Raw genomic sequence first — 1,072 nt, forward strand, 5'->3', positions numbered from 1 at the left:
GAAGAGCGTGAGCCCCGCGTCCACCACCGGCTCCAGCGTGACCTGGGGATGCAGCTTCTGCAGCAGCTGGATCAGGCGCGTGAGCCAGGTCATCGCGATCAGCTCCGTCACACCCACCCGGAAGGTTCCGCGCAGCGTCTTGTCGAGGCTGATGTCGTGCTCGATGCGCTGCCAGAGCCGTTGCGCTTCTTCCGCGAGCGGCAGCAGTTCCCGGCCGGCCTGAGCCAGCTCCAGGCCGTGAGAGGTGCGATGCAGCAAGGGGCCGCCAAGCGATTCCTCTAGTTCCGCCAGGCGCTTGGAGATGGCCGACTGCGTGGTGTGCAGCTTCACCGCCGCGGCGCTGAAGCTCTGGAGCTTGGCGCTGAAGAGGAAGGCCTCCAGCTGCTTGAAAGTGAAGTTCATGCCAGCGGAATGTACGCCCATGGCCTCGCAGGAAAAAAAGGAATACCGCGCTCCTCCGATTTCTCGTTTGTCCTGCGGCACTCTGACTTTGATACTGCGTGCATGCTTCACATCGCACCACGTCTGAATCGAATCAAACCATCCCCCAGTTCCATGGCCGGCCAGAGGGCGCGCGAGCTGCGCGCGATGGGCCGGGACATCCTCGGCCTGACCGCGGGCGAGCCCGACTTCGAGACACCCGGGCACATCAAGGAAGCGGCAATCCGTGCAATGGCCGACGGCCAGACCCGGTACACGGACGTGGGTGGCACGCCGGTGCTGAAGGAGGCCATTGCCGGCAAGTTCCTGAATGAGAACGGGCTGGCCTACGCACCGGGCGAGATCATCGTCGGCACCGGCGCCAAGCAGGTGATCTTCAATGCGCTCATGTGCACGGTCGCGGCAGGTGACGAGGTGATCGTGCCGGCGCCCTACTGGGTGTCTTACCCGGACATCGCCCTGCTGGCCGGTGGCGTTCCGGTCTTCGTCGACTGCCCGGCGGCATCGGGCTTCAAGCTGCAGCCTGCCGACCTCGAGCGCGCCATCACCGGCAAGACGCGGTGGCTGATGCTGAACTCGCCGAACAACCCGAGCGGAGCGACCTACACGCGTGCCGAGCTCCAGGCACTGG

At 65.2% G+C, this 1,072-nt stretch carries 2 protein-coding genes; one reads left to right on the forward strand and one right to left on the reverse strand.

From position 1 onward, the window contains the following. A partial coding sequence (locus tag ACSFA3_RS25530; RefSeq protein WP_435508116.1) for a LysR family transcriptional regulator occupies positions 1–423 on the reverse strand: 423 nt, incomplete at its 3' end. 81 nt (positions 424–504) lie between these two features. On the opposite strand from ACSFA3_RS25530, the gene ACSFA3_RS25535 reads away from it, so the two are divergent. Next, positions 505–1,072 (forward strand): aminotransferase class I/II-fold pyridoxal phosphate-dependent enzyme (locus tag ACSFA3_RS25535; protein ID WP_435508117.1); only part of this gene is annotated, 568 nt, incomplete at its 3' end.

The organism is Variovorax glucosi (assembly GCF_051216695.1).
Taxonomy (GTDB): domain Bacteria; phylum Pseudomonadota; class Gammaproteobacteria; order Burkholderiales; family Burkholderiaceae_C; genus Variovorax.